Here is a 26,457-nt window from a genome sequence, read left to right as displayed (position 1 = left end):
ACATCCATGTCAGAAAAAAATTTATCGACAAAGTATCAACCCCAAGAAGTTGAAGCTGGTCGTTATGAAGAATGGTTAGCAAAAGATTTATTCAAACCAAGTGGGGATAAAAAAGCTCAACCGTATTCAATCGTTATTCCACCACCAAACGTAACTGGAAAATTGCATTTAGGTCATGCGTGGGATACCACATTACAAGATATGATTATTCGCCAAAAGCGAATGCAAGGATTTGACACCTTATGGCTACCAGGAATGGACCATGCCGGAATTGCGACTCAAGCGAAAGTTGAAGAAAAACTACGCGAACAAGGAGTTTCTCGTTATGATTTAGGTCGTGAAAAATTTGTTGAACAAGTTTGGGATTGGAAAGAAGAATATGCTGGACATATTCGTGAACAGTGGTCAAAACTAGGCTTGTCGCTCGATTATAGTCGTGAACGTTTTACATTGGATAGTGGGTTATCTGATGCAGTTCGCAAAGTATTTGTTACGTTATACGAAAAAGAATTAATCTATCGTGGGGAATACATCATTAACTGGGATCCACAAGCACGAACAGCTTTGTCTGATATTGAAGTTATTCATAAAGATGTAGAAGGTGCTTTTTATCATATGACGTATCCGTTAGCTGATGGTTCGGGTGTTGTTGAAATTGCGACCACTCGCCCAGAAACGATGTTAGGTGATACAGCAGTTGCCGTTCATCCTGAAGATGAGCGCTATCAAGCATTGATTGGAAAAACAGTCATTTTACCATTAGTAGATAAAGAAATTCCCATTATTGCGGATGAATACGTAGAGATGGATTTTGGAACAGGAGTTGTAAAAATTACACCTGCTCATGATCCTAATGACTTTGAAGTTGGCAATCGTCATGATTTGCCACGTGTAAATGTGATGAATGATGATGGTTCCATGAACGAACTAGCGGGGAAATATGCTGGTATGGATCGTTTTGCTGCACGTAAACAAATTGTAAAAGATTTAGAAGCGTTAAATCGTCTAGTAAAAATTGAAAAAATGGTTCATAGCGTAGGACATTCTGAACGTACGGGAGTTGTCGTGGAACCACGTTTATCTACACAATGGTTTGTAAAAATGAAACCATTGGCAGAGCAAGCGATTAAAAATCAAGGAACAGAAGATGCAGTAGAATTTTACCCACCACGTTTCAATCAAACATTTTTACGTTGGATGGAAAATATTCACGATTGGGTTATTTCTCGTCAATTATGGTGGGGACATCAAATTCCAGCATGGTATCACAAAGAAACAGGTGAAATGTATGTGGGAATGGAAGCTCCAGCAGACAGCGAAAACTGGATACAAGATGAAGATGTGCTAGATACATGGTTTAGTTCAGCATTATGGCCATTCTCAACATTAGGTTGGCCGGATGAAAACAGTGAAGATTATCAACGTTATTATCCTAATAATACATTGGTTACAGGCTATGACATTATTGCTTTTTGGGTAAGTCGAATGATTTTCCAAGGCTTAGAGTTTACAGGTCAACGTCCATTTAATAACGTGTTAATCCATGGGTTAATTCGTGCAGAAGATGGACGTAAAATGAGTAAATCGCTAGGTAACGGAATTGACCCGATGGAAGTGATTGATCAATACGGTGCCGATGCATTACGTTGGTTCTTATCAAATGGTTCCGCACCTGGCCAAGACATGCGTTTTAGTTATGAGAAAATGGATGCAGCGTGGAATTTCATTAATAAAATTTGGAATGCGTCACGTTTTGTATTGATGAACGTGGAAGGAATGACAGTGGCTGACATTGACTTCTCTGGTGAAAAATCAGTTGCGGATCGCTGGATTTTAACGCGCTTAAATGAAACAATCGAAAAAGTAACCGACTTGTTTGATCGTTTTGAGTTTGGTGAAGCGGGTCGTCAATTGTATAACTTTATCTGGGATGACTTCTGTGACTGGTATATCGAAATGAGTAAAGAAACATTATATGGCGAAAATGAAGCTGCCAAACAAGTCAATAAGAGCGTCTTAGTTTATACATTAGACCAAATCTTACGCTTGTTGCATCCAATTATGCCATTTGTTACTGAAGAAATTTGGAGTCAAATTCCTCACGAAGGAGATTCATTAGTGGTTGCCGCTTATCCAGTTGTTCGTCCAGAGTTAACTGATGATACAGCAGCTAAAGGCATGGAAGTTCTAAAAGAATTAATTCGTTCTGTTCGTAATATCCGCTCAGAAGTGAATACGCCTTTATCTAAACCAATCACCTTGCTAATTCAAACAAGTGATGAGGCAGTGGATACTTTCTTAAAAGCCAATCAAAACTATATTGATCGTTTCTGTAACCCAGAAGAATTGACGATTACTAGTGATTTAGAAGCACCAGAATTAGCAATGTCGGCAGTTTTAACAGGAGCAACGATTTACTTACCGCTTGCCGGATTGATTAATATCGAAGAAGAAATTGCTCGTTTAGAAAAAGAATTGGACAAATGGAACAAAGAAGTGAAACGTGTTCAAGGTAAATTAGCGAATGAACGTTTTGTAGCGAACGCTCCTGAAGAAGTCGTTGCTCAAGAACGTGAAAAAGAAGCAGATTATTTAGAAAAACAAAAAGTCGTAGAAGAACGCATTGCGCAATTGCGTACAATTTAATTCATTAAAAAGAGTGGGATCGTTATTCCACTCTTTTTTACCACAGGGAGAGTGAATATGAAGTTTAGATTTGCAGCTAAAGAAGATGTACCGTTGATTTTAAGCTTTATTAAGGAATTAGCCGATTATGAAAATTTATTAGATGAAGTCGTTGCAACAGAAGCTGATTTAGAAAAATCGTTGTTTGCTCAAAAACGTGCGGAAGTTCTATTTGCACTCGTCGATGAAAAAGAAGTTGGTTTTGCTTTGTTTTTCCATAACTATTCGACTTTTTTAGGGAAAGCAGGTCTGTATTTAGAAGACCTTTATATCAAACCAGATGTTCGCGGACAGGGCATCGGAAAGCAGCTACTTAAAAAATTAGCGCAAATTGCTTTAGAACGTGACTGTGGTCGTTTAGAATGGTGGTGCTTGGATTGGAATCAAACAAGCATTGATTTTTATCTTTCTTTAAATGCGGAACCAATGGATGAATGGACGTCTTATCGATTAACAGGTGAGAACTTAAAGAAACTGGCAGAGTAAAAGAATTATTTGTTATAATAACCATAGAGGTGAGTAGTGTGAGAACAGTAGAAGAAGCAATTGAGTGGATTCATAGTCGATTACCTTTTGGTTCACGACCAGGGTTAGATCGAGTAGAGGCACTTCTAGCATTATTAGACCATCCAGAAAAGAAAGTTCCTGTTGTTCATGTTGCTGGAACTAATGGAAAAGGCTCAACGGTTAGCTATTTACGGGCAATGATTCAAGAAACAGGTTTAACTGTGGGGACATTTACGTCTCCATACATTGAGAATTTTAATGAGCGTATTGCCAAAAATGGTGTAGCGATTTCTGATTCAGAATTAGTTGCTTTAGTGGAGAAAATTAAGCCACTTGTCGCACAATTGGATCAAGAAGAAGCAGTAGCCGGTATTACCGAATTTGAAGTGTTGACAGCTATGGCATTTGACTATTATGTGCAACAAGAAGTGGATATTGCGATTATTGAAGTAGGTCTTGGTGGATTGTTAGATAGTACGAACGTGGTTTCTCCAATGCTAACTGCAATCACGACAATTGGGATGGATCATACTGATATTCTAGGAGATACTTTATCAGAAATTGCTGCCCAAAAAGCAGGAATTATCAAACCTAAGATTCCTGTAGTTACAGGTAATATCCAATCAGAAGCCTTAGCAGTTATTGAACAAATTGCTGCTGAACAAGCAGCAAAAATATATCACTTTGATCAAGATTATCGAGTGGAGTATCGTCATCCGGATGCCCAATGGGGTGAAGTATTTGATTTTTATAACGAAACGGGTAAATTAACTGAATTGAAGACACCTCTATTAGGGAAGCATCAAGTAGAAAATGCGGGTTTGGCCATTCAATTATTTTATTTGTATTGTCAACAAGTCAAATTGCCGCTTAAAGAAAAATACATTCGCGAAGGTTTAAAAAAGACTTTTTGGCCCGCACGAATGGAACGCATTAGTGAACAACCACTTGTGATTTTAGATGGCGCCCATAATGAACATGCGATGAAACGTTTGATTGAAAATATGAACCAAGAATTTAGCAACTATAAAATTCATGTCTTATTTTCAGCATTAGAAACCAAGGAAATTAAAGGGATGATTCAACAATTATTGGAGCTACCAAATGCCGACATTTACATTACTACCTTTGAATATCCTAAAGCTTTACGTTTAGAAAAAAACTATCAACGAATAGATGAAAAACGACTACAAATTGCTTCATTGTGGCAATTTGGTTTAGCGGATATTTTAGAAAAAGCTGACAATGATTCCTTAGTTTTAGTAACAGGCTCTCTTTATTTTGTTTCTCAAGTACGACAACTATTACAGGAAATTCAAGGAGGAAAAAATGCGTAATTTACAAGGTGTTATTTTTGATATGGACGGATTGATTTTTGACACGGAGCATTTGTATTATCGCGCAACAAAAGAAATTGCCGATGAGTTAGCCATTGATTACGATATGGAGATTTATAAACAATATATCGGAGTTGGTGATGATGAAGTATGGGCAGCGTATCATGAGATGTATGATGACCTTCACGGCGAAGAAGTTATCGTAGAATTTATTGATCGATCATTTAATCGAACCATTGAATTATTTGAAGCTGGCGTTGCTGATTTAAAACCTGGTCTAACAGAAATACTCGACTATTTGGCAGAAAAACAAATTCCACGGATTATCGCTTCTAGTAACCAACGTCGTATTATTGATATTTTGTTGGAAAAAAATGGTTTGCAAGATGCGTTTGAACATATTGTTTCGTTTGAAGATGTGACGCGTGCTAAACCCGATCCACAAATTTTTGAAAAAGCACATCAATTTTTTGATGCACCAAAAGAAAATATTCTCATTTTAGAAGACTCTAAAAATGGTATTCTTGCGGCTCACAGTGCTGGAATTGACGTAATTATGATTCCTGATTTACTAGAACCCACTCCTGATTTAGTAGAAAAATCATTGGCAGTGTTAGATACTCTAGCCGATGTTCCTGGATTTTTAGAAAAATAAAAAGACGCTGAATGTGAAGCTCACATTCAGCGTTTTTGAGTTATTATGCTTTAACAACGTTAGTAGCTTGTGGACCACGATCTGATTCTTCAACATCAAATGTTACCGCTTGACCTTCTTCTAAAGTCTTGAAGCCGTCACCTTGAATTGCTGAAAAGTGTACGAATACGTCACTTCCATCTTCGCGAGTAATAAAACCAAACCCTTTTTCTGCGTTAAACCATTTCACTGTTCCTTGTTCCATTTCTAGTAACCTCCTCGTGCATAAGCACTCTTCAATAAATAGTTGTAACATTGCTCGTGTACGTTAGAGGTGTAACAATTTGTTTCAACTTCTACTACCAAACAAGATTACAAATTTATTCTACACTTGCAGTTATTTTTTTGCAAGCGTTGTTATTAAAATTCATTCCAAAAACCTTCTTCACGTAAACTAACATAACTTTCATTGCCAATAATCAAATGGTCTAATAATTCAATACCCATCAGCTCGCCACATTGTTTAAGGCGTTGGGTAAACAGTCGGTCGTTCTCCGACGGTTGTGGTGCGCCACTCGGATGATTATGTGCGCAAATAATTCGTGCAGCGCTGCAACGGACAGCTTCTCGGTAAATTTCACGAGGATGAGCAATACTTTGATTCAGTGATCCGATAAATAAGGTCTTGCGGTGGGTAATTTCATTTTTTGTATTCAGATACAAACAGACTAAATGTTCTTGATGGTAATCTTTATATTCTTCAATTAATTGCTGTGCCAAACCGTAACTTGATTGGACTTTGCCATATTTCGGTTGTCTGGTTTGATGGATTCGGCTGCCTAATTCCATCATCGCTTTTAATTCAATTGCCCGAATTTGTCCAACTCCACGTATCTGTTGTAGCTCATTAAGACTCGCTGATTTTAATTCATACAAATTGGGAAATGCAGCTAAAATTAAGCCTGCTAATTCTAAGACATTGTAAGGTTTCGAACCTGTACGTAATAAAATTGCCAGTAATTCTTGGTCAGATAAAGCCTTCTCTCCAAAATCAAGTAATCGTTCACGTGGTCGTGAACTTTGAGGAACCATTGTGTGTTTCTCCATAAAAAAACTCCTTTGCGTAGTATCATTGATAAATACGCAAAGGAGAGCTTATTTTATTCTTCATCTAAAGTCATAATCATAGATAATATCATTGGATGACGTTCTGTTTTTTCAAATAAGAATGGTTGTAGCGCAGCTGACATGGCTTCGCGCAACTTGTATTCGTTACAATCAGACTGACTTAATGCTTCACGTAAGGCATGGAATAAGATACTTTGCCCTTCACTAATCATTTCACCTGATTCACGCATATAGACAAATCCACGAGACAAGATATCTGGTCCTGCCAAGATTTCTTTTTTCTCAATATCAACTGTCGCGACAGCTAATACTAAACCTTCTTCAGAAAGAATGCGACGGTCGCGTAAAACGACATTTCCAATGTCACCAATACCGCTACCATCTACATAGACATCGCCGGCATTGAAATGACCTGCAAGACGCGCAGTATCTGGTGTTAAAGCGAGCATATCGCCATTTTCCATGATAAAGCAATTTTCTCTAGGAACACCAGTATCTTGAGCTAATTGGGTATGGATTTTTAACATACGAAATTCACCATGAACCGGCATAAAGAATTTTGGTTTCATTAACCGTAACATTAGTTTTTGTTCTTCTTGGCCACCGTGGCCGGAAGTGTGGATATTGTTTAATTTTCCATGAATGACTTTGGCGCCCGCTTCTAGTAACAAGTTAATCAAATGATTGACGCTGGTTGTATTACCTGGAATAGGTGAGCTTGAAAAAATAACTGTATCATCAGGGTGGACTTGAATTTGGCGATGCGTTCCGTTGGCAATACGACTTAATGCCGCCATAGGTTCGCCTTGAGAACCGGTACATAAAATCATCGTTTCATTTGCTGGTAAGCGATTGATTTCGCTTGCATCCACAAAGGTACCCTTAGGAACTTTGATATACCCTAATTTTTGTCCATTGACAATGGCATTTTCCATACTACGCCCAAAAACGGCAATTTTTCTACCTGTTGCTACCGCTGCATCCGCCGCTTGTTGCAAACGGAAGATGTTGGAAGCAAAGCTGGCAAAAATAATTCGTCCTTCGATTTTCTCGAAAATTTTGATAATTGAAGCACCAATGGTTTTCTCTGATTTTGTGAACGTTGGAATCTCGGCATTTGTACTGTCAGATAATAAACAAAGAACGCCTTCTTCACCAATTTTTGCCATTTTATGCAAGTTTGCTGGCTCACCAACTGGCGTAAAATCAAATTTGAAATCCCCAGTTGCCACGATATTACCACACGGCGTTTTAACAACAACGCCTAACGCATCGGGAATACTGTGTGTTGTACGGAAGAAACTCACAGAGGTCTTTCTAAAGCGAATGACTGTATCTTCATGAATTTCGTGTAGGATTGCGTCACGTAGTAAGCCATGTTCGTCTAGCTTGTTGGTAATCAATGCCAACGCTAACGGACCTGCGTAAATAGGAATATTTGCTTGTCTTAATAAGTAAGGAATACCGCCAATATGGTCTTCATGTCCATGTGTGACAATTAATCCTTTGACTTTTTGTAAGTTTTGGACGATATAGCTGTAATCAGAAATCACGTAGTCAATCCCAAGGAGCTCATCTTCGGGGAATTTAATTCCCGCATCAATCAAGATAATCTCGTCTTGAAATTGCACCCCATAACAGTTTTTTCCGATTTCTCCTAATCCTCCAATACCGAAAACACCAGTCTCGTTGTTTTTAAGAGATACTTTCATCTTAAAACTCCGTTAGTTGGAAATCAGCATTCTCTTTTTCATATTCTAAGTGATTTCCATCTAATTCGTAGACAAGTTCGATATTGTATGGGGTATTGTCTTCAACTAGTTGGCGTGCATCTACAGCGCTGTCTGCTTCGATATATAACACGTGCGTTTGTTCTCTTTTTGGATTGCGTTCTTTTGTTTCTTGGTAAAAAACTTTATAAATCATGTATTTATCTCCTTTATCTGCCTAGAGCAGTTTGTTATTATTTTGACGCTTGAATTCTTACGCGCAACAAACTTGCGGACTTCTTAAAAGAAGACCTGCATGCAAAAGAAACCCTTTTGAAATAAGATGCTTTTTTCAGACATAATGTGAGAAAAAAAGAGAAAGCCTCGTCTTTGCTTTCCGAATGTATAACATAAAAATTCAACCGATTCTATCGTTAGCACGATCTTTTCTCCTAGTTTATCACACAACTTCGAATAAGTATAGAAAGTAAGCGAGTTGAAAAGGTTTGTAAAAAGAATTATTCGGGAAGTTTTTTTAAATAAAAAGCTTGAAAAATTAAAAGATGATGAAAAGAGAGCGGAATTTACTGAAAGTTATTAGATCAAAGTTTTTTTAAAAAATAGAGTGTGCTATATTTAAAATAAGTGTTCATTTAAGGAGGGAATTATTTTGAAGCTAATGTTACGTTACACGATGAAAAATAAAAAGCTACTTATCATGAATTTCATCTGTGTCTTTGGATTTATTTTAATAGAGCTTGGTCTGCCAACACTTTTAGCACGTATGATTGATATCGGAATTGTCAATAACGATGCTGATTATGTAAAAAGAATCGGGTTTGCGATGATTGGGATTGTGATTGTCGGAATCATTATGAATATTTTATTAGGATACTTTACCACTCGTATCACGACAAATATGACAGCTGATATCCGTGACGATTTATTTAAAAAAATTCAAACGTATTCGCATAACGAATATGAGCAAGTGGGTGTGTCGTCATTAATTACTCGGGTAACCAATGATGCGTATCAAATCATGTTGTTTATGCAAAATATTTTGCGTATTGGTTTTATGGCACCCATGATGTTTGGAATGAGCTTGTATATGGTTTTACGTACCAGTCGCAGCTTAGGATGGTATGTGTTAGGGGCATTACCATTTCTGTTAATTGGTGTGGTGCTGATCGCACGTATCTCTGAACCCTTATCTACCAAGCAACAAAAAAATCTGGATCGGATTAATGGCATTTTACGAGAAAATCTATCTGGGTTACGGGTTATTCGTGCGTTTGTCAATGAGAAATTTGAAGAAAAACGCTTTGAAAAAGTGAACGAAGCCTATACATCAAGTTCTAAAAGCTTGTTTCGTTTAATGGCGGTCGCTCAACCAGCATTTTTCTTTTTGTTTAATATCGTGATGGTATTAATTATTTGGAGCGGTAGTTTACAAATCGAAGCGGGGCAATTGCAAGTGGGAGATTTGATTGCTTTTATTGAATATATTTTCCATGCGTTATTCTCCTTTATGTTATTTGCAACAGTGTTTATGATGTACCCACGAGCAGCGGTTTCTGCCAATCGTATTCAAGAAGCCTTTGATATTGAACCGATTATCAAAGAAGAAACAGAGGGCGTGAAAGAGACGGCCACCAAAGGCTACATTGAATTTAAAAATGTCACCTTTGCATATCCTGGACCCTCACAAACACCAGTTATTCGTAATATCAATTTTACGGCAGAACCAGGTGAGACAGTAGCTTTTATCGGAAGTACCGGGAGTGGGAAATCTACATTGATTCAGTTGATTCCGCGTTTTTATGATGTGAGTCAAGGACAAGTCTTAATTGATGGTGTAGATGTTCGTAACTATAATTTAGCTACTTTGCGTCAAAAAATTGGTTACATTCCTCAAAGGGCCTTACTGTTTTCTGGAACAATTGCTGACAATTTACGATATGGTAAAGCAGATGCAACAGTTGAAGAAATGGATCGAGCTGTTGAAATTGCGCAAGCGACAGAATTCATTTCCCGTTTGTCAGAAGGTTATGACACACCAATTGCTGAAGGCGGTTCTAATTTTTCTGGTGGACAAAAACAACGTCTGGCAATTGCTCGTGCGATTATTCGCCGTCCGGAAATTTTTATTTTTGATGACAGTTTTTCTGCGTTAGACTATGCCACAGATGCTAAATTACGTGAACGTCTACGCCGAGAAACTACAAAATCAACAACTTTAATTGTGGCGCAACGTGTGGGAACAATTATGCATGCAGACAAAATCATTGTTTTAAATGAAGGGGATGTTGTTGGCATAGGTACACATAAAGAATTGTTGGAAAACTGTTCGATTTATTACGATATTGCAGCTTCACAACTATCAGAGGAGGAATTAGCCAAATGAAATCTTTTGCTTCCTTGAAACGTTTAGGTTACTATATCAAACCATATAAAATTAGTTTTATTCTAGTCTTATTTTTTACTGTAGCAACAGTTGGTTTTAATGCAGCGATGCCTTATGTAACTGGTTTACCGATGACGGAAATTGCTCGAAATATTGCGAATGGTGACTCATTAAACTTCGATTATATTTGGAAGACGTTAGTTTGGTTGATTTTAGTCGGAATTGGTTATACGATTTCGCAATTATTGGCTGGAGTGTTGATTACCAATGTAGTGCAATCTTCTATGAAGGATTTACGTCGGGATATTGATGAAAAAATTAATCGATTACCTGTTTCGTATTTTGATACTCACAAACAAGGCGATGTATTGTCGCGCGTAACAAATGATGTCGATGCGGTTAGTGGTGCGATGCAACAAGCCTTAATTGGTATGGTTAATGCTATTTTAAGTATTATCATGGCAGTCATCATGATGTTTTATATCAATACGTATATGGCATTGTTGGCGATGATTATGATCCCAGCTTCGTTGTTCATTTCTCGTTACATCGTGTCAAAATCACAAAATTATTTCAATAATATGCAAAATGCGTTAGGCAATATGAACGGTTATGTGCAAGAAAATATGACAGGCTTTAGCGTATTGAAAGTCTATGGACGTGAAGAAGAAACGCTAGAAGGCTTTAAAAAAGTCAATCATGAATTGAAAAAATATGGATTTAAAGCGTCCTTTATTTCTGGTCTAATGATGCCTTTAGTTCAATTAACAGCCTATTTGACCTATATTGTTATTGCAGTCTTGGGAAGTTTTTACGTGATGGGCGGCGTGATTGTTGTTGGGCAATTGCAAGCGTTTATTCAATACATTTGGCAAATTAGTCAACCAATGGGGAACATTACTCAATTGTCAGCATTGTTACAAAGTGCTTCAGCAGCCTCAACTCGTGTCTTTGAAATTTTGGATGAGTCTGAAGAACCAATCAATGCGACAGATATTCCACTTCCTGAAAAAATTGAAGGGAATGTTACCTTTGAACATGTGAGTTTCGCTTATACACCGAAAAAACCATTGATTGAAGACTTGAATTTTTCAGTGAAAGCTGGACAAACGGTGGCTGTTGTTGGACCTACAGGAGCGGGGAAAACTACACTAATCAATTTATTGATGCGCTTTTATGATGTGAATGCTGGTGCGATTAAAATTGATGGAATTGACACGAAAAAAATGTCTCGCAGTGATGTTCGCTCCCTTTTTGGAATGGTATTACAAGATGCCTGGTTATATGAAGGAACTATTTCTGATAATATTCGTTTTGGGAAATTAGATGCAACGGATTATGAAGTAGTCGATGCGGCTAAAACAGCGAATGTCGATCATTTTATCCGTACAATGCCTGAAGGATATGATATGATTATCAATGCTGAAGGTGATAACATTTCTCTAGGTCAAAAGCAATTAATGACAATTGCTCGGGCGGTTATTTCTGATCCGAAAATTTTAATTTTAGATGAAGCAACTAGTTCCGTTGATACCCGACTGGAAGCCTTAATTCAAAAAGCGATGGATAAGGTAATGGAAGGACGGACAAGTTTCGTTATTGCCCACCGTTTGTCGACAATTCGTGATGCGGATTTAATTTTAGTGATGGATCAAGGTTCGATTATTGAACAAGGAAACCATGAAACTTTATTAGCGCAAGGCGGATTTTACGCAAACCTATACAACAGTCAATTTTCAGAAGAAGCTGAATAACTATAAGAGCCTAGTGTCTTTTAGATGCTAGGTTTTTTGTATGTAAATAATTCTCGAAAGGGAGTTTCTTTTTGCCCACATTTCCTGTAAAGTAAGGAAGAGACTTAGCAGGGGAAGGGTTACAAAAGTGAAAAAATGTGTGTTGAAATTAGGCGTAGCGATGAGTGTGGGGTTTGGCTTATTTTGGACCGAAGGAGTTAGTCCGCCTTTTGCAGAAATGCAATGGGTCAGTGCCGATGAGAGGGACTATGAATATGTGAGTGTGACTGGCAATAATGTCATCCTCTATAGTGATTATGGAAAAACAATTAGCTCAGCGAAAGTCACTGCCAATCAAACCTTTCACGTCAAAGAAAGTGAAACAAAAGGCATTATTACGTATTTAGGATTATACGATGAAGGTGAATTTGTGGGATATATCGATGCTTCGCAAGTGACGCCAGCAGTTGGCCCAGAAGGAATTGAAAAAATTGTTCGCCAATATGTAGAGGTTGTTGTTAACACGGCTATCTATGAAGATTTTGATTGGACGACTACCAGTGATACTAGTGTTTTAATTGGAAAAACGTACAAAGTTAAAAGTTTGTACCATCATTTGAATGGTGAAATCTATTTATCTGTGTACGATACTGCAGATAATTGGGTGGGTTACGTCGAACAAGGAGCAACTGTTTCAAGTACTCGAGAAACTTTCCAAAAAGATGCGGCAGTCGTGGAAGAAGTCAAAGAAAAACCAACAACTGATAAAACGCAGGAAAGTGCAACAATTGCCTCAAATGAAATAAAAGACACCACACAAGTGCCAGAGACCACTACAACAAGTGCAGAAACAGAGAGTTCAGAAACAACCGATTCAGCAACTGAAGATAGTGTTACTCGTTCACCGGCAGAAGATCGGGGGACAATGGAGGAAGAAATTGCTAGTGTCGCTAAAAATACAGACAAACACTTTATTACAGGGACAAGTATTTTACCTGCATTGACATCACCTGTCAAAAAAGCCAATAATGTGACCGTTAAAGATGACACAAGACGCGTCAATGCTACATCAACTTCGGAAACAATTACGTGGACAGACAATGCTTCGTTTATTAAAGCCATTGCTCCGTCTGCTCAAAAACTAGCCGATCAATATGGCTTATACCCATCAGTTATGATAGCACAAGCAGCTTTAGAATCAGGGTTTGGCGCTAGTAAATTATCAAAAGAGGCTAACAACTTATTTGGAATCAAATTTTCTAGTGGGGATGAAGGAAAGTTCGAGAAATATGATATTCCTTCTGATGAATTTATTAATGGGGTACGTGTGACATTGCCAGCATCGTTTAGAAAATACGCAACGATTTCTGATTCACTATTGGATAATGCTAAATTATTAGCCAATGGCTTAAGTTGGAATGCTAAATTTTATCAAGGAACATGGCGGAAAAATGCTCGTACGTATCAAGAAGCTACCCAGTCCTTAACTGGAAAATACGCAACGGATCCAAACTATCACACGAAATTAAACCAGTTAATTGCGACATGGGATTTAACAAAATACGATTAAAAAAAGCGCTGGGACACTACGTCCAGCGCTTCTAATGATTAACGATTGGTCATTACTTCGTCGATTAAACCATATTCTTTTGCTTCTTCAGCCGACATAAAGTTATCACGATCGGTATCTTTTTCAATTATTTCAATAGGTTGACCCGTGCGTTCAGATAAAATTTTATTTAAGCGTTCACGCGTTTTTAAGATATGACGAGCAGCGATTTCGATTTCTGTTGCTTGTCCTTGTGCACCGCCTAATGGTTGGTGAATCATAATTTCAGCATTTGGTAATGCAAAACGTTTACCTTTAGTACCTGCTGTTAATAAGAAACTTCCCATTGACGCAGCCATCCCCATTACGATTGTTTGTACATCTGCTTTAACAAAGTTCATTGTATCGTAAATTGCTAGACCAGCTGTTACGCTACCTCCAGGAGAATTGATGTATAAGTAAATATCTTTTTCTGAGTCTTGCGCATCCAAGAATAATAATTGAGAGATGATTGAGTTAGCAAGGTCATCGGTTACTTGACCGCTCAACATGATAATACGATCTTTTAATAAACGAGAGTAAATATCATACGCTCTTTCTCCACGAGATGATTGTTCAATAACTGTTGGGATTAAATTCATTTAAAAATCCTCCTTTAATTCTGGCTATTTGATAAAATATTGGGTAGCCTTGCGACATCCTAAGAGTTTTATCTATTAGATATTATACATACAAGGTCAATAAAGGTCAAATGTAAAAACTTGAGTAAAATAATCAAAAATATGTTAAGATTCATCTAAAGAATTTAAAGGAGGAACAAACATGGAAATATTTTTCGTTGGAATGGCTGGCGTAATTGTAGGTGCCATTGTTACAGCGATTGCCTTTAACTTGCAAAGCCGCTATGACGATCGAAAAGAAGAGCGTCGTCGACAATTAGAACATAAAGTAAAAGAAATTGAGATTTTGATTTTACTAAATAAAAAAATCATTGAAATTTTAGAGAAGCGGATTGGCACAATGGATAAATACGTCAGTTTTGATGTATTTGACGATTGTCATATTACCGTAGATGATTATATTTATTTGCAATCATTTGCGGCACAAAATAGCTTTTATTTACCAAATTATTTCTTAGAAGAATTTTTCAAAAAAATTGCGACACGCAGAGTCGTTCTTTCACCAGAACAAGTTGTTGAAGTTGGTGGGTATACATTTAAAGGCGGACGTGTCTTGATGGAAAACTTTTCAGATCAACTAAAAGAAATGGTTTACGAACGCAAAGTTCAATTGCAAAAAATGACAGACAAACCAATGACTTATTTCTCAAACACGTTGTAATCAAAAGAAGAGATTGACCTGTAAAAAGGCTTCTCTTCTTTTTTTGCATCTCCCTTTATTCATGGTACAATATGACTGATTGGAGTGAAGAAATCATGCAAATTTTTGCCCATCGTGGAAGCAGTGGCACACGACCTGAAAATACGTTGCCAGCCTTTGCTGAAGCCGTACGCATTGGTACTGATGGCATTGAATTAGATGTGCAATTAACAAAAGATCAACAACTGATTGTCATGCACGATGAGACAGTCGATCGTACCACTGATGGAAAAGGTGCAATTATTGATAAAACATTAGCAGAGATCAAAAAACTAAATGCCGGTAGTTGGTTTAATGATCACTATTCTTCAACAAAAGTACCGACATTAAAAGAAGTTGTCGATTTATTGGTTGCGCGCAATTACCGAGGAATCTTAGGAATTGAATTAAAAACGGATAAAGAAGCGTATCCAGGAATCGAAGACAAAGTATCTGAGCTAATGACGAGTCAACAGTGGCCATTCACTTATTGGTATAGCAGTTTCAACGTAAGTACCTTAGAGAGAATTCATGTACTGGAACCGACTACACGAATTGATTTTATTATGGATAAATCAGATAGTACGCCAATAACATTGGAGCGACCATTTATTCAAGGCATCCATCCTAATATTGAATGGGTATGGTCACATGATACAGAAATTCCAGAGTTTTCATTAGCCGTTCGACCGTGGACCGTAAATACAGAAGAAGAAATAAAACGTTGCATGGATTGCCAAGTAACAGGAATTTTTACCGATTTTCCTGAAATGGCAATGGCTGTGAAGCGCAGTTATCGGGGAAAAAAATGAAAAAAGTGTTAGTGATTGTAGGGCCGACTGCTGTTGGTAAAACGGCGTTAAGTATTGAATTAGCTAAAAAATACAATGGAGAAATTATTAGTGGGGACTCGATGCAAGTCTATCGAGAACTGTCTATCGGAACAGCTAAAGTAACTGAAGCCGAAAAAGAAGGAATTCCTCATTATTTAATTGATGTTCGTGAGAAAGAAGAGGCTTATTCCGTCTCGGAATTTCAAAAAGAAGCACGTATTTGGATTGAAGATATTCATCAACGAGGCAAGTTGCCCATTGTTGTTGGCGGAACGGGGTTATATATTCAAGCCTTGCTTTATGATTTCCAATTAGGTGGCAAACAAGAGAACGATAATCCGGCTGTTCGTTTGAAATACGAACAATTTGCACAGGATTATGGAAAAGAAGCCTTATGGCAGTTATTACAAGAAACTGATCCTTTAGCAGCCGAAAAAATTCATTTTAATAATCAGCGTAAAGTGATTCGAGCGTTGGAAGTTTTTGAAACAACAGGTGAGAGTATCACTGCGCCTAAAGAAGAACCCCAACGTTTATATGATTATTTTTTAATTGGTCTGACAACTGATCGTGAATTATTATATCAACGTATCAATCAACGTGTGGATCTGATGATGGCCAATGGCTTACCAGAAGAAGCTACAAAAATCAAAGACATTCCAGAAACACAAGCAGCATTAGGAATTGGCTACAAAGAATTTTTCCCTTATTTTCAGGGACAGGCTACGTTAGAAGAAGTCGCAGAAGAGATTAAATTACATTCTCGTCGTTATGCCAAGCGTCAGCTTACTTGGTTTCGTAATCGTTTAGCTCCTTATTGGATTGATTTGGTGCAATATCCAGAGACCTTACCAGAACTAGAAAAAACAATCATACAATGGTTGGAGGTGAAAGAATGACCACAGAACGAGTGATTTTAGTCGGAGTTGAAACGGAAGAAAACTACAAAAATTTTGAAGAATCAATGACGGAATTAAAAAGTCTAACAAAAACAGCTAATGGAGAAGTCGTTTTTTCTTTAACACAACGACGTCCGCAAGTTGATCGTCAAACACTTGTCGGAAAGGGGAAATTGGAGGAGCTAGCTCAACTAGCCGATGCCCATGAAGCAGATTTGATTATCTTTAATCATGAGTTAACGCCACGTCAAAGTCAGTTAATTGGCGATGCAGTAGGCGTTCCTGTAATTGACCGTGTGCAACTAATCTTAGATATTTTTGCAATGCGTGCCCGTTCTAAAGAAGGTAAACTGCAAGTTGAATTGGCGCAATTAGATTATTTATTGCCTCGCCTAGTTGGCCAAGGGAAAAACATGTCACGATTAGGTGGCGGAATTGGTACAAGAGGTCCAGGTGAAACCAAATTAGAAACGGATCGACGACACATTCGTAATAAAATTACGATTATCAAACGCGAATTAAAAGAAGTCGCTGCTCATCGAGAACGGACACGCCAAAAACGAAAAGACAATCAGACGTTTCAAATTGGCTTAATTGGTTATACAAATGCTGGGAAATCGACTATTTTAAATATTTTAACGAGTGCGCAAACCTATGAACAAGATCAATTGTTTGCCACTTTAGATCCATTAACCAAAAAATGGCGATTACCAGAAGGTTTTGAAGTGACTGTAACCGATACAGTTGGTTTCATCCAAGACTTACCTACACAATTAATCGATGCGTTCCATTCAACTTTGGAAGAAAGTCAAGGAATGGATTTGTTGCTTCATGTAGTAGATGCTAGTGCTGATAACCGACAACAGCAAGAAGAGACCGTTTTACAGTTAATGAATCAACTAGACTTAGGGAGTTTGCCCATGTTAACCGTCTATAATAAAGCCGATAAAATTGATGATCATCAATTTGTGCCAACTTTATTTCCTAATGTTTTAATTTCTGCGAAAAGTTCAAAAGGGAAAGAACAGTTGATTCAAGCTATTAAATTAGCCATTATGGAGAGTTTAGAACCATATACGTTATCGTTGCAGCAAGATGAAGGGAAGTTATTAAATCGGTTGAAGCGAGAGACGTTATTACTGTCGTCTGATTATGAAGAAGAGACACAGACATACCTCTTAAAAGGCTTTGCACAGCCTGATTCTTATGCTATTCGTCAGATGAATTAATCCAAGCAATCTAAGAAAGATTCCCTTTCTTAGATTGTTTTTTATTTTGGTCTAGTTCACGGGAGAAGGAAGAAAAAATTGACTTGTTATGTAAGGAAATGTAACATAGAGGGTTGACAGATGAGAGAAGTCTTGCTATATTTACTCTAGATTCATCAGCAATTCATTAAACAGAAGAGAGGAGAGACGCTATGCGAGAAAAAGAACTTCGACGTTCCATGTCAGTTTTTCCAATTGGTACAGTTATGAAACTAACTGATTTGACCGCACGCCAAATTCGTTACTATGAAGAACAAAATTTAATTCATCCAGAACGAAGCGAAGGCAATCGCCGAATGTATTCGTTAAATGATATTGATATTTTGTTAGAAATTAAAGATTATCTCTCTGACGGATTGAATATGGCTGGAATCAAACGAGTTTATGAAATGAAAAAAGCAGAAGAACAAGCAGCTCGAGATAAACAACCGCTGACAGATAAAGATGTTCGCCGTATTTTTTATGATGAGATATTATCTCAAGGTGGATTAAATCATTCACAACATTTTCCGAATGGACCACATTTATAATTATTGACAAGCGCCACACTTAAACAAAAATAAAGGACGGGATTATTATTATGCCAAGAGTGGAATACACTTCAGAACAAATTAAACAAATTGCACAAGAAGAAAATGTACGCTTTTTACGTTTGATGTTTACAGATATCATGGGAACAATCAAAAACGTAGAAGTTCCAATTAGCCAGTTAGACAAAGTTTTAGACAATAAAATGATGTTTGATGGTTCTTCAATCGAAGGATTTGTCCGTATTGAAGAAAGTGATATGTACTTATATCCAGACGTAACGACATGGATGATCTTCCCTTGGGAAACAGACCATGGAAAAGTTGCACGTTTAATTTGTGATGTCTACAATCCAGATGGTACTCCATTTGCAGGCGATCCACGTGGAAATTTGAAACGTTCATTAAAACATATGCACGACTTAGGTTTTACTTCATTTAACTTAGGTCCAGAACCAGAATTCTTCTTATTCAAACTGGATGAAAATGGTGAAATCACAACAGACTTAAATGACAAAGGTGGTTACTTTGACTTCGCTCCAACTGATATGGGTGAGAACTGTCGTCGTGATATCGTATTAGAATTAGAAAGAATGGGCTTTGAAGTAGAAGCGTCTCACCATGAGACAGCTCCTGGTCAACATGAAATTGATTTCAAATACGCTGAAGTTATTGAAGCGTGTGACAATATTCAAACGTTTAAACTAGTTGTAAAAACAATTGCTAGAAAGCATGGTTTACACGCAACGTTCATGCCAAAACCGTTATTTGGTATCGCTGGTTCAGGAATGCACTGTAACATGTCTTTATTTAAAGGTGATGAAAATGTCTTCTATGATAAAGATGGCGAGTTAGAATTGAGTGAAACTGCCTATCAATTTTTAGCAGGTTTAGTTGACCATGCACGTGCTTATACAGCTGTATGTAATCCAACAGTGAACTCTTACAAACGATTAATTCCAGGATTTGAAGCACCTGTATATGTTGCATGGTCTGGACACAACCGTTCCCCATTAATCCGTGTACCAGAATCTCGTGGGTTATCTACGCGTTTAGAATTACGTTCTGTAGATCCATCAGCTAATCCGTATTTAGCAATGGCTGTTTTATTAGAAGCTGGCTTAGATGGCATCCGTCGTGGTTTAACACCACCAGCAGCAGTTGACCGCAACATTTATGTAATGACAGAAGAAGAACGTGAAGCAGCGCAAATTTATGATTTGCCTTCAACACTTCACAATGCGTTAAAACAATTACGCAAAGACCCAACGATTGTGGGCGCATTAGGTGAACATATTTATGGAAACTTTGTAGAAGCGAAACGCATGGAATGGGCAGCGTATCGTCAATCAGTTTCTGAATGGGAAAGAGAACAATATTTAGAGCTTTATTAATAACAGGAAGTTAAAAGAAGTCTATCAATGACTTCTTTTAACTTTTTTCAAGAAAATTTCTGAAAAACAAATATAACGATTGACAAATTGCTCGAAAGTGTTTATCATACTGTTTGGGCACTCTTTTAAAGAGTCGATTCATTCGTTTATACGCTCCCTATTCGAGTTATTACTTGAGTAGGGAGCTTTTTGTATTTTTAGTGCAACCCTTTAAAAAATAACGCGAAGGAGTTTTATTTATGACAAAATATATTTTTGTAACTGGCGGTGTTGTTTCTTCGATTGGGAAAGGAATTGTTGCAGCATCATTAGGGCGTTTACTGAAAAATCGTGGATTGAATGTAACAATTCAAAAATTTGATCCGTATATCAATGTCGATCCAGGAACAATGAGCCCATATCAACATGGAGAAGTTTTTGTAACGGATGATGGAGCAGAAACAGATTTGGATTTAGGTCACTATGAACGGTTTATCGATATTAATTTAAACCAATATTCTAACGTAACAACTGGGAAAGTTTATTCTGAGGTTTTACGCAAAGAACGTAAAGGGGAATATTTAGGTGCAACTGTACAAGTGATTCCTCATATTACAAATGAAATCAAAGATAAAATTATGCGAGCAGCTACCACTACAGATGCCGATATTATTATTACAGAAGTGGGTGGGACTGTTGGCGATATTGAGTCCTTACCATTTTTAGAAGCCTTACGCCAAATGAAAGCTGATGTAGGTAGTGACAATGTCTTATACATTCATACAACCTTAATTCCTTATTTAAAAGCTGCTGGAGAAATGAAAACAAAACCAACGCAACATAGTGTAAAAGAATTACGTAGTTTGGGTATCCAACCAAATATTTTAGTCGTTCGTACAGAACAACCTGTTTCTCAAGGTACAAAAGACAAATTAGCACAATTTTGTGATGTTGCGCCAGAAGCTGTTATTGAATCATTAGATGTTGATACACTTTATTCCATTCCGTTGAATTTACAAAAACAAGGGATGGATCAAATTGTTTGTGACTACTTAAAAATTGATGCGCCAGCAGCAGATATGACTGAATGGCAAGCATTGGAATCAAAAGTATTGAATTTGAAAAAATCAGTTCGAATTGCTTTAGTTGGGAAATATGTTGAATTACCTGATGCGTATTTATCGGTAGTCGAAGCGTTAAAACATGCGGGATTTGCTGATGATGCTGATATTGAAATTGATTGGGTGAATGCTGCTGAATTAACGCATGAAAACGTAACGGATTATCTGCAAGCAGCCGATGGAATCTTAGTACCGGGTGGTTTTGGAGACCGTGGTATCGAAGGGAAAATTGAAGCTATTCGCTATGCTCGTGAAAACGATGTACCATTCTTAGGAATTTGTTTAGGTATGCAACTAGCCTGTGTCGAATTTGCTCGCAATGTTGTTGGTTTAGAAGGCGCACATTCAGCAGAAACAGACCCAGAAACGCCATACAATATTATTGATTTAATGGAAGATCAAGAAAACATTGAAAATCTAGGTGGCACATTACGCTTAGGCTTGTATCCTTGCCAATTAAAACCAGGGACTAAAACAGCAACAGCTTACCATAACGAAGCAGTTGTGCAAGAACGCCATCGCCATCGTTATGAGTTTAACAATGAGTACCGTGAGCAATTTGAAGCTAAGGGATTAGTTTTTTCAGGAGTTTCTCCAGACAATCGCTTAGTGGAAATTGTTGAATTCCCAGAAAATAAATTCTTTGTGGCTTGCCAATTCCATCCTGAATTAATTTCTCGGCCAAATCGTCCACAACGTTTAATTCAAGCTTTTGTCGATGCTTCATTAGAAAATAAATAAAAAATAATGAGAGCTAGAGTGATTTTTTTAGTTATTTAAAAAGAGAGAATTTGTAGTATTAATCACATTCTTTCAGAAAATTTTCTGGTGAGATATCTATTTTAAAAAAATAAAAAGTGAAAAATCCAGAGAAATGCATAGTTTTAGTAGAAAAATCTATAAATATTTGCTAAAATGATAGCGTTGGTTAAGCAAGTCTTAACAAATAAAGTTTTTATAAAACTTAGGAGGAAATTATTATGCCATTAGTATCAGGTACTGAAATCTTTAAGGCAGCTCGTAAAGGCGGATACGCTGTAGGTGCGTACAATACAAACAACTTAGAATGGACTCAAGCTATTCTTGAGGCTGCTCAAGCGAAAAACGCTCCAGTATTAATCCAAACTTCTATGGGTGCTGCTAAATACATGGGTGGTTACAAATTAGTCGTACACATGGTTGAAGATTTAATTGAATCAATGAACATTACTGTACCAGTCGTTTTACACTTAGACCATGGTGAATACGATGATGCATTAGAATGTATCGAAGCTGGTTATACTTCAGTTATGTTTGATGGTTCTCACTTACCATTCGAAGAAAACTTAAAATTAGCTAAAGACGTTGTTGAAAAAGCACATGCTAAAGGTGTTTCTGTAGAATGTGAAGTTGGTTCAATCGGCGGAGAAGAAGATGGAATCATCGGTTCTGGCGAATTAGCTGACATCGACGAGTGTGTACAAATGGTTAACACTGGAATTGATTTCTTAGCATGTGGTATTGGTAACATCCACGGTGCTTACCCAGAAAACTGGTCTGGTTTAGCATTTGACCACTTACAAGCTATCGCTGATGCTGTAGGCCAAGATGTACCATTAGTATTACATGGTGGATCAGGTATCCCTCAAGAACAAATTGAAAAAGCAATCTCAATGGGTGTTTCTAAAATTAACGTTAACACTGAATTCCAATTATCATTTGCTAAAGCAACTCGTGAATACATCGAAGCTGGCAAAGATTTAGAAGGAAAAGGTTTTGACCCTCGTAAATTATTAGCACCAGGTAAAGCTGCTATCGTTAAAGATGCAATCGAACATATCGAATGGTTCGGTTCAGCTGACAAAGCTTAATTAAACGAATGAAACCTCTTAGAATTTCGATTCTAAGAGGTTTTTTTGTCTTTGTATAAAGAAACAACAAATTATGCTAACACTTGAAAAGAAGAATAGGGTGGCAAATTATCAGGTGCACAATAAATTTCAATATAATCTGGATGAATATAAATTTTGTGCTGTTCAGTAAAAAGAGAATCAGGTGGGAAGCTATGGGCAGTTGAATGGATTGTATACTGAAATAGTTTTTGCTCATGAATGATGACCAATAAAAATTCTAAGACTACCCTTGTACCTAATTGTGAAATCAGTTGCGCATTGAGCGGATCGACTACCAATGTTTGTGCATGTTGAAAATGCTGCCGCTTAAGCTCACTTTGTAATTGCGTTAGAGCCTGGCTATTTTTGATAAAAACTGAACAATAAATGTCACCATTTTGTTCTTTTGCGAGACGTCGTCGTGACATAAAGCCCTCCTTTACAAAGAAAAAGTTTATTTTATAGTAACAAATTTTTTGAGCATTGCCTATGCTTCAAGTAAAGAAGAGAGGTATCGCCTTTTTTATTCTTGTGAATTATGGTAAAATCAAAAATGATGTATATATAAATTTGAAAAACAAATAGGTGAAAATATATGAAAAAAATAGTCATTCATGGGAATCGTCCACTATCTGGAGAAGTAACAATTAGCGGGGCAAAAAACAGTGCGGTAGCATTAATTCCAGCGGCGATTTTAGCTGATTCTCCAGTAACTTTGGAAGGTGTACCAGATATTCAAGATGTTCATTCATTAATTGAAATTTTAGAAATTATGGGTGTCAAAACAAAATTTGCGAACAATGAATTAGAAATTGATCCAACAGGTATTGTGTCGATTCCAATGCCAAGTGGGAAAATTAATAGCTTACGTGCTTCGTATTATTTCATGGGAGCATTACTTGGTAAATTTGGCGAAGGTGTCGTAGGTCTACCAGGAGGATGTTACTTAGGTCCTCGTCCAATTAATTTGCATGTAAAAGGTTTTGAAGCTTTAGGTGCAGAAGTAACAAATGAACATGGTGCAATGTATTTGCGTGCACCTGAAGAAGGTTTACAAGGCGACCGTATTTTCTTAGATATGGTATCGATTGGCGCTACTATCAATATTATGTTAGCTGCTGTAAAGGCAGAAGGTCGTACGATTATTGAAAATGCCGCAAGAGAACCAGAAATCATTGACGTAGCAACTTTATTAAATAATATGGGTGCTAAAATTCGTGGTGCTGGTACAGATGAAATCCGCATTGAAGGAGTAAAAGAATTACATGGTTGTCGTCATTCAATTATTCCTGACCGTATAGAAGCAGGTACCTATTTATCTTTAGCCGCAGCTGCTGGCGATGGAATTACTATTAAAAACGTGATTTATGAGCATTTAGATAGTTTCATTTCTAAATTAGAAGAAATTGGTGTCGCAATGGACATCAGTGAAGATAGCATTTATGTTCATCCTTCAAAAAATTTAAAACCAGCTATCGTAAAAACTTATCCATATCCAGGTTTTGCGACTGATTTACAACAACCAATCACACCATTATTGTTAAAAGCCCAAGGGAAATCAGAAATCACGGATACTATTTACCAACAACGTGTCAATCATATTCCTGAATTAGTTCGTATGGGAGCGACGGCTTCAATTGAAGGCAATATGATGTTTGTAGAAGGTCCAAGTGAATTACGCGGGGCAGAAGTAGAAGCCTCTGATTTACGTGCCGGTGCTTGTTTAGTTATTGCTGGATTAATGGCAGAAGGAACAACAAAAATTAGCAAAGTAGAATACATTTTACGTGGTTATGACAATATTATTGAGAAACTAACGGCTTTAGGTGCCGAAGTCGAGATGGTAGAGGAGTAAGTATGAGCGACTATTTAACAATGGCGGAGTTAGATCATAAAACATTAAAAGAAATCTATACGTACGCAAAAGAATTTAAAATTCCTTATTATAGTCAAATGAACAAAAAAGAATTATCCCTAGCAGTTATTCGTGCGCAAGCCGAAAAGCAAGGTTTTTTCTACATGGAAGGAATTCTAGATATTGTTGGTCAAGAAGGTTATGGCTTTTTACGACCAATTAACTATGGTCCAAGTGCTGAAGATATTTATATTTCTAGCTCACAAATTCGTCGTTTTGGCTTACGAAATGGAGATAAGGTTGCTGGAAAAGCTAGACCACCCAAAGAATCGGAACGTTATTATGGTTTGATGCACGTTGAAAGCGTCAATGGGAAAAATCCTGAAGAAGCCAAAGAGCGTCCTCATTTTCCAGCACTGACTCCATTATATCCAGAAAAACAAATTAAATTAGAAACGACTAAAGGGCGTCTCTCTACGCGGATGATTGATATGTTTTCACCAGTAGGGTTTGGACAACGTGGATTAATCGTTGCACCACCTAAAGCAGGGAAAACTAGTATTTTGAAAGAAATCGCTAACGGTATTACAGAAAATTATCCTGATGTTGAATTAATTGTTTTACTAATTGATGAACGTCCTGAAGAAGTAACCGACTTAGAACGTAGCGTGAAAGGCGATGTGGTTTCATCTACATTTGATTTACAACCAAGTAATCATACTCGTGTTGCTGAATTAGTTTTAGAGCGTGCGATGCGTTTAGTAGAAGACAAACGTGATGTTGTTATTTTGATGGATAGCATTACACGTTTAGCCCGTGCCTATAACTTAGTTGTACCGCCAAGTGGTCGGACATTAAGTGGTGGGATTGATCCAGCTGCGCTGTATAAACCAAAAAAATTCTTTGGAGCAGCCCGAAATATTGAAGAAGGCGGTAGCTTAACCATTCTAGCAACTGCTTTAGTTGATACAGGTAGTCGTATGGACGATGTGATTTATGAAGAGTTTAAAGGAACAGGAAATATGGAGCTGCAATTATCACGAAATCTAGCAGAACGTCGTATTTTCCCTGCCATTGACTTGAAGAAATCAAGTACACGTAAAGAAGAACTACTTATGTCTAGCGAACAGTTAGAAGAAACATGGCGTTTACGTAATCACATGACAGGTGATTCATTAGAATATACCGATCAATTCATTCAATTCTTGAAGAAAACCAAAAATAATCAAGAATTTCTTGAAGCATTTCATGATGTGACATTTAATGAAAAAAGAGTCAAAAGAAATGTGAAAAGATAATTGCAAATGATTTTAACTCATGTTAAGATAGTAACGTTGTAAACAAATCAACTCTGTTTCAGCAAATGACTCAGGGCAAAGGAGAGAAAACGAAATGAAAGAAAGCATCCATCCAGATTACCATCCAGTAGTGTTTTTAGACTCAACAACAGGTTTTAAATTCTTGTCAGGATCAACTAAATCTTCACAAGAAACAATCGAATGGGAAGACGGCAATACTTACCCAGTAATCCGTGTCGAAGTTACTTCTGACTCACATCCATTCTACACTGGACGTCAAAAATTCACTCAAGCAGACGGACGCGTGGACCGTTTCAACAAAAAATACGGTCTCAAAGACGCAAACGCTGCGGAATAAGAAAAACGC

24 protein-coding genes are annotated in these 26,457 nt (G+C 37.3%); 18 read left to right on the top strand and 6 right to left on the bottom strand.

The genetic code is table 11. The features are described 5' to 3' along the window. Window positions 1-6 precede the first annotated feature (6 nt). From AC4BC7_RS08385 to AC4BC7_RS08370, 4 genes are read left to right on the top strand one after another with little or no spacing between them, the layout of a single operon-like run. Window positions 7-2,646: a valine--tRNA ligase gene (locus AC4BC7_RS08385; protein WP_490504380.1), complete on the top strand. Its 2,640-nt coding sequence runs from the start codon at window positions 7-9 to the stop codon at window positions 2,644-2,646. Between the two features lie 57 nt (window positions 2,647-2,703). Further along, window positions 2,704-3,171, top strand: coding sequence for a GNAT family N-acetyltransferase (locus tag AC4BC7_RS08380; protein ID WP_207941430.1), 468 nt, complete (start codon window positions 2,704-2,706; stop codon window positions 3,169-3,171). Window positions 3,172-3,209: 38 nt separating this feature from the next. Then, complete coding sequence (locus AC4BC7_RS08375; RefSeq protein WP_490504379.1) at window positions 3,210-4,529, top strand: bifunctional folylpolyglutamate synthase/dihydrofolate synthase; 1,320 nt, start codon at window positions 3,210-3,212, stop codon at window positions 4,527-4,529. After that, window positions 4,522-5,184: an HAD family hydrolase gene (locus AC4BC7_RS08370; RefSeq protein ID WP_207941428.1), complete on the top strand. Its 663-nt coding sequence runs from the start codon at window positions 4,522-4,524 to the stop codon at window positions 5,182-5,184. The genes AC4BC7_RS08375 and AC4BC7_RS08370 overlap by 8 nt, the downstream gene beginning before the upstream one ends. A gap of 43 nt (window positions 5,185-5,227) precedes the next feature. Here the strand turns inward: AC4BC7_RS08370 and AC4BC7_RS08365 are convergent, their stop codons facing one another. The 4 genes from AC4BC7_RS08365 to AC4BC7_RS08350 all read right to left on the bottom strand — a co-directional run bounded on the left by AC4BC7_RS08365 (window position 5,228) and on the right by AC4BC7_RS08350 (window position 8,217). Further along, window positions 5,228-5,428: a cold-shock protein gene (locus AC4BC7_RS08365; protein WP_016174378.1), complete on the bottom strand. Its 201-nt coding sequence runs from the start codon at window positions 5,426-5,428 to the stop codon at window positions 5,228-5,230. Between the two features lie 155 nt (window positions 5,429-5,583). Further along, window positions 5,584-6,270, bottom strand: a complete 687-nt coding sequence (gene radC / locus AC4BC7_RS08360) for a RadC family protein (protein ID WP_207941427.1) — start codon at window positions 6,268-6,270, stop codon at window positions 5,584-5,586. A 53-nt stretch (window positions 6,271-6,323) separates the two neighbouring features. After that, the gene (gene rnjA / locus AC4BC7_RS08355; RefSeq protein WP_490504378.1) at window positions 6,324-8,003 is read right to left on the bottom strand and encodes a ribonuclease J1; all 1,680 of its coding nucleotides are present in this window, start codon (window positions 8,001-8,003) and stop codon (window positions 6,324-6,326) included. Between the two features lies 1 nt (window position 8,004). After that, the gene (locus tag AC4BC7_RS08350; RefSeq protein WP_207941425.1) at window positions 8,005-8,217 is read right to left on the bottom strand and encodes a DNA-directed RNA polymerase subunit epsilon; all 213 of its coding nucleotides are present in this window, start codon (window positions 8,215-8,217) and stop codon (window positions 8,005-8,007) included. Window positions 8,218-8,670: 453 nt separating this feature from the next. Here AC4BC7_RS08350 and AC4BC7_RS08345 point away from each other — a divergent pair, with 453 nt between their 5' ends. The 3 genes from AC4BC7_RS08345 to AC4BC7_RS08335 all read left to right on the top strand — a co-directional run bounded on the left by AC4BC7_RS08345 (window position 8,671) and on the right by AC4BC7_RS08335 (window position 13,707). After that, the gene (locus AC4BC7_RS08345; protein ID WP_490504377.1) at window positions 8,671-10,404 is read left to right on the top strand and encodes an ABC transporter ATP-binding protein; all 1,734 of its coding nucleotides are present in this window, start codon (window positions 8,671-8,673) and stop codon (window positions 10,402-10,404) included. Next, window positions 10,401-12,158, top strand: a complete 1,758-nt coding sequence (locus AC4BC7_RS08340) for an ABC transporter ATP-binding protein (protein ID WP_490504376.1) — start codon at window positions 10,401-10,403, stop codon at window positions 12,156-12,158. Before AC4BC7_RS08345 ends, AC4BC7_RS08340 begins: the two co-directional genes overlap by 4 nt. 127 nt (window positions 12,159-12,285) lie before the next feature. Further along, complete coding sequence (locus AC4BC7_RS08335) at window positions 12,286-13,707, top strand: glycoside hydrolase family 73 protein (protein ID WP_490504375.1); 1,422 nt, start codon at window positions 12,286-12,288, stop codon at window positions 13,705-13,707. 38 nt (window positions 13,708-13,745) lie between these two features. On the opposite strand, the gene clpP is transcribed toward AC4BC7_RS08335, so the two are convergent. Beyond that, the gene (gene clpP / locus AC4BC7_RS08330) at window positions 13,746-14,327 is read right to left on the bottom strand and encodes an ATP-dependent Clp endopeptidase proteolytic subunit ClpP (RefSeq protein ID WP_207941422.1); all 582 of its coding nucleotides are present in this window, start codon (window positions 14,325-14,327) and stop codon (window positions 13,746-13,748) included. A gap of 181 nt (window positions 14,328-14,508) precedes the next feature. Between clpP and AC4BC7_RS08325 the strand changes: the two genes are divergently transcribed. The 8 genes from AC4BC7_RS08325 to AC4BC7_RS08290 all read left to right on the top strand — a co-directional run bounded on the left by AC4BC7_RS08325 (window position 14,509) and on the right by AC4BC7_RS08290 (window position 22,916). After that, the gene (locus AC4BC7_RS08325; RefSeq protein WP_207941421.1) at window positions 14,509-15,027 is read left to right on the top strand and encodes a hypothetical protein; all 519 of its coding nucleotides are present in this window, start codon (window positions 14,509-14,511) and stop codon (window positions 15,025-15,027) included. 95 nt (window positions 15,028-15,122) lie between these two features. Next, window positions 15,123-15,857: a glycerophosphodiester phosphodiesterase gene (locus AC4BC7_RS08320; protein ID WP_207941420.1), complete on the top strand. Its 735-nt coding sequence runs from the start codon at window positions 15,123-15,125 to the stop codon at window positions 15,855-15,857. Further along, on the top strand, window positions 15,854-16,777 hold the full coding sequence (miaA, locus tag AC4BC7_RS08315) for a tRNA (adenosine(37)-N6)-dimethylallyltransferase MiaA (RefSeq protein ID WP_490504374.1): 924 nt from the start codon (window positions 15,854-15,856) through the stop codon (window positions 16,775-16,777). The genes AC4BC7_RS08320 and miaA overlap by 4 nt, the downstream gene beginning before the upstream one ends. After that, window positions 16,774-18,006 carry a GTPase HflX gene (gene hflX / locus AC4BC7_RS08310; RefSeq protein WP_207941418.1) on the top strand — a complete coding sequence of 411 codons (1,233 nt, stop codon included), beginning with the start codon at window positions 16,774-16,776 and terminating at the stop codon, window positions 18,004-18,006. Before miaA ends, hflX begins: the two co-directional genes overlap by 4 nt. A gap of 191 nt (window positions 18,007-18,197) precedes the next feature. Further along, complete coding sequence (locus tag AC4BC7_RS08305) at window positions 18,198-18,575, top strand: MerR family transcriptional regulator (protein WP_207941417.1); 378 nt, start codon at window positions 18,198-18,200, stop codon at window positions 18,573-18,575. A 50-nt stretch (window positions 18,576-18,625) separates the two neighbouring features. After that, window positions 18,626-19,966: a type I glutamate--ammonia ligase gene (gene glnA, locus AC4BC7_RS08300; RefSeq protein ID WP_207941416.1), complete on the top strand. Its 1,341-nt coding sequence runs from the start codon at window positions 18,626-18,628 to the stop codon at window positions 19,964-19,966. Between the two features lie 239 nt (window positions 19,967-20,205). Beyond that, window positions 20,206-21,807, top strand: a complete 1,602-nt coding sequence (gene pyrG, locus AC4BC7_RS08295) for a CTP synthase (protein WP_490504373.1) — start codon at window positions 20,206-20,208, stop codon at window positions 21,805-21,807. A gap of 239 nt (window positions 21,808-22,046) precedes the next feature. Continuing rightward, a complete protein-coding gene (locus tag AC4BC7_RS08290; RefSeq protein ID WP_207941413.1) occupies window positions 22,047-22,916 on the top strand; it encodes a class II fructose-bisphosphate aldolase in 870 nt (289 codons plus the stop codon). Between the two features lie 71 nt (window positions 22,917-22,987). Here the strand turns inward: AC4BC7_RS08290 and AC4BC7_RS08285 are convergent, their stop codons facing one another. After that, window positions 22,988-23,365, bottom strand: a complete 378-nt coding sequence (locus AC4BC7_RS08285; RefSeq protein ID WP_490504372.1) for a hypothetical protein — start codon at window positions 23,363-23,365, stop codon at window positions 22,988-22,990. A 167-nt stretch (window positions 23,366-23,532) separates the two neighbouring features. Here AC4BC7_RS08285 and murA point away from each other — a divergent pair, with 167 nt between their 5' ends. The 3 genes from murA (at window position 23,533) to AC4BC7_RS08270 (ending at window position 26,448) form a co-directional block, all read left to right on the top strand. Further along, window positions 23,533-24,792, top strand: coding sequence for a UDP-N-acetylglucosamine 1-carboxyvinyltransferase (gene murA, locus AC4BC7_RS08280; protein ID WP_207941409.1), 1,260 nt, complete (start codon window positions 23,533-23,535; stop codon window positions 24,790-24,792). A gap of 2 nt (window positions 24,793-24,794) precedes the next feature. Then, the gene (gene rho / locus AC4BC7_RS08275) at window positions 24,795-26,090 is read left to right on the top strand and encodes a transcription termination factor Rho (RefSeq protein ID WP_207941406.1); all 1,296 of its coding nucleotides are present in this window, start codon (window positions 24,795-24,797) and stop codon (window positions 26,088-26,090) included. Between the two features lie 94 nt (window positions 26,091-26,184). After that, a complete protein-coding gene (locus AC4BC7_RS08270; protein WP_490496821.1) occupies window positions 26,185-26,448 on the top strand; it encodes a type B 50S ribosomal protein L31 in 264 nt (87 codons plus the stop codon). Window positions 26,449-26,457 lie beyond the last annotated feature (9 nt).

It is taken from the genome of Enterococcus sp. AMC1623, assembly GCF_058216495.1.
Note: the sequence above shows the minus strand (reverse complement) of the source record. Positions and strands in the feature narration are given on the sequence as shown.